This window comes from Nostoc sp. CALU 546 (assembly GCF_048836525.1).
In genome coordinates, this window is record NZ_JAWJTF010000219.1 from 1 (window position 1) to 3,685 (window position 3,685).

Here is a 3,685-nt window from a genome sequence, read left to right on the forward strand (position 1 = left end):
ATTTTCATATTTCCTCTCTCTGATAAACTAAACTATGATTCTGGTGTTAATTTGACAGCTAATATTCTTTGCTAACTAGTTGTATGAAGTCGAATATTTTTTCTTATAATTTAGCTACATTATATTAAGTATTAGTTAAGAAGTATTAAAATCTTGTTATTGTAAAGATGTTAACATGTTATGTATCATGCTTTCTTTGTTATTTTGATATTCAAAGTTCTTGCTAAGTCAAGTAATTGTCTGAAAAGCTTTGGCGATATTACTGAGAGAACAAAAATATAAATAGAAATACCCAATAGCAATGAAATAATTAGTAGCATCCACGCTTCAATAAATTTTCCAAAGAAATATTTAGTTATTAATATAGTTCCAATCATTACTCCAGAAGCTACAAAAGGCACTATGTACAAACGTAAATAGTTAATTAAACTCATTTTAACAAGTTTATTAATAGCTAATAACGAAATAGGTAATATTAAGTAACCACGAATTACATAAGCAGATGCAACAGCTACAATGCCCCATTTGACTGCCAGAGCAAAACCGACGACATTAGTAACTGTATTTATCACTTGTATCCATAGCCTCCACGAAGGTTTTCCCAGCGCCAGAATTACAGAATTGTTATAAAAGAAAATTAAGTGAACAGGGCCAATAAGCGATAGTACTTGCAATACTGGAATACTCTGAATCCACTGCTCACCAAAAAAGACCTTTATAAATTCAGGTGCTAACGCTGGTACACACAAAAATACTGGAAAAACAAGTAGACTTGTGAACTGAGTAGCACTATAGAAAGCATTGAGTAACCGTTCTGGCTCTCCCTGTAACCTAGAAAATATTGGTAGTGCAACCTTAGTTGTGGTAGTGATCAAGACTTGCATCATTACTAGAAGCAATTTGTAAGCAACTGAGTAATAACCTAATGCAACTAGTCCTAAAAAGTAGCCAATTAGTAAATCATCGGATCGGCGATTGAAAAAGTTAATTATATTAAATGCAGATATATTAATTCCAAAGGTAAAAAGTTCTTTAGCATGTATGACAGAAAATTTGAATCCTGGTCGCCAATCGCTAACTCGCCACAATACTAAAACTTGCACTAAACTACTAGATATTTGTTGACCTACAAGACTCCAAACGCCAAAATTGAAAAAAGCCATCACTACGCCAACTATCCCACCTATTATCACTGCTAGTAGTGAGCGTATTGCTAAACTTTTGAATGCGAACCTACGTTCAAGAACCGCTTGCTGCACACTGCTCAACCCACTAAGCGTAAAACTTATAGATAAGTATTGAATAATTGGTATTAACTGCGGCTGTTTAAGTAAATCAGCGACTAATCCAGCACCAGCAATACTTAACACGGTCAAGAGTATACTTATCCCTAAAGTTGTCCAAAATGCAGTGTCTAAGTGCTCCGCATCTATCTCCTGACGCTGGATAATTGCTACAGAGAATCCTTGGTCAACAAAAATTTGTACAAATTCAATAAAAATATATGCTAGAGCAATTAAACCAAAATTTTCTGGACTAAGTAAACGAGCTAGAATAAAGAAAACAACTAAAGATATTGCTTGGCGTCCCCAACTTTCAATAGCTGTCCAAATAACGCTTTTAACAGCTTTTTCTCGTAAATTTGATGAGGTTTGAGGTGATTCCATTAATAGTTTACCAATAAAAGAATCTAAGGTAATATGTATTTTTAATGCTTTCAGCCTTAAGTAGCTGGATTATTTTTTCACGCCATTAGGTCTTACCCTATTTCTGTGTAAGTTTATGATTACCATGCAAAGCGACTTATATATTACGAAAATTGCTATTTATATTAAGTAATTAGTCCTAGAAGAGTCTACCACAATCTTTTTAAAAATTGGCAGCTATTCAAGGTACTTTTAGGAGAAAATTTATTGATGAGCCTATTAGATTTTTACACAAAATGCCTGTTGCTTAGATTCTTAAGCCTTGGATGCAATGTGACTTTGATAATTCTTGTGTTAATGTAATGTTATTTTTGTTTTAGATTTTTTCGATTATTACAGTTGACATATTATCAACAATGTTGTTGTCTACAGAAGACTCAATCATGGGATGATTTCGCCCAATTTGGAACGAATTTTCAATGGTTTAAACCGCCAATTCATCCGGCATTTATTCGACGCCCTTTTCCTTCAGTCTCCGGTTTCGTGAAGGAAGACCGCTGCAATACGACTTGATGATAGTAGTTGCTTCGTAGCCAGCCATATAAAGAGTGGAATTGTCTTAGCATAGCGGCCGCAAAGTCGGCGCGGTTCTTGAATCCATCGATACAGCCATTCAAGTCCTAAGTCTCGAACTATACGGGGTGCCCGCTTGTGAATTCCTGCATAAACTGGGAAAACTCCACCCAGTCCAATCATTACAGCTTGTATTTTACCCTTATGTTGAGCTATCCAATTTTCTTGTTTGGGACATCCCAGAGATACTAAGACGGTGCTGGCACCACTAGAATTAATCTTTTGAACCAAAGCTTCATCTTCAGTTTCAGTCAGGGGACGAAAGGGTAGAGGTTCCATCGCCGCAATCTTAATTTGCGGAAATTCCTGCTCTAACCTTTTTTGCATTCTAGAAAGAATTTCTGTTTGGGAACCGACAAAGAAAATACTCAGATTTTGTGTTTGAGTTCGCTGACACAATGCGAGGAAAATATCCATCCCTGCCACACGGTCTTGGTAGAGCGCTCCCATTTTTCGCATCATCCATACGAGAGGCATACCATCAGGAGTAACTATGTCTGCATTTCGTAATACGGTGGCAAACTCTGGATTCCAATGAGCTTCAATGAGCATGTGTACATTGGCTACATATACAGCTTTACTCTCACGCCTATTCGCCCACTTAAGTATTGTTTGTACCTGATCGTCAAAGCGTAAAGCGGTAATAGAAAAATCAAGCACTTTTTTAGTAGGTAGAAACACTCTCGCCACCATCAATAACTCCTGTGTCCGAGAAAAAAATCCATAGATTACCTAGACCATTCCGAATATTGAATAATTTGGATTGGATTACTCCTGACTTTTTGTAGGTTTGTGTGATCGTTGGAAGTTAACACATGGAGGTGCAATTACCTTCTTAGTATACTTTTAGCTTAATCGCTAACACTAGGATTCTTTGGTGTTTTGTCCTAGCTTACTGTTTTAAGCTGATAATTCTAGGCGCTATTTGACAAAATTCATACTTTCTTCATAATTAATTTTTGATTTGTTCATGCAAACATTACAATTGCGACAAATTCCTATGGATATATATTTAACTAAGCAGCATTTGCTACATAGCGTGCTTGCGTGTAAATGTAAAATTCTAGACACTTAGTCTGCTGATTTGATACGTAATTATGGGCTTAAGAGGTTTAATTCAAATTAGTATCTTTTTAAGAATGACTAATAAATTTTTATTATTCTTTTCCAAAGATTTAATTGAGTCTATATATTGAAAAATTCCTAAATTTTATTTTTTTCTGAAATAAAAGCCAAAAAAATAAGGGGAAGATAAACTTATCTTCCCCTGCTCTCTCATTTTTGTTATTCTCTGGTTTATTAGTTTCCTTGAGTCTTTGCAGTAACATTTGCCTTTGCTTTTTGAGTTGACGCTTCCTAGCAGAACCGCCTCTACCTTTGTCATTCCTGCCTTCTTTACGGGGAGA

At 35.5% G+C, this 3,685-nt stretch carries 3 protein-coding genes; all 3 read right to left on the reverse strand.

Annotated elements, in window-relative coordinates:
- Positions 1–185: 185 nt before the first annotated feature.
- On the reverse strand, positions 186–1,667 hold the full coding sequence (locus tag RRG12_RS41755; protein ID WP_420761176.1) for a lipopolysaccharide biosynthesis protein: 1,482 nt from the start codon (positions 1,665–1,667) through the stop codon (positions 186–188).
- Between the two features lie 507 nt (positions 1,668–2,174).
- Positions 2,175–2,972 (reverse strand): WecB/TagA/CpsF family glycosyltransferase, encoded by a 798-nt coding sequence (locus tag RRG12_RS41760; RefSeq protein ID WP_069073711.1) that lies wholly within the window; start codon positions 2,970–2,972, stop codon positions 2,175–2,177.
- Positions 2,973–3,489: 517 nt separating this feature from the next.
- The coding region (locus tag RRG12_RS41765) for a hypothetical protein (RefSeq protein ID WP_420763199.1) at positions 3,490–3,685 on the reverse strand (196 nt) is incomplete at its 5' end.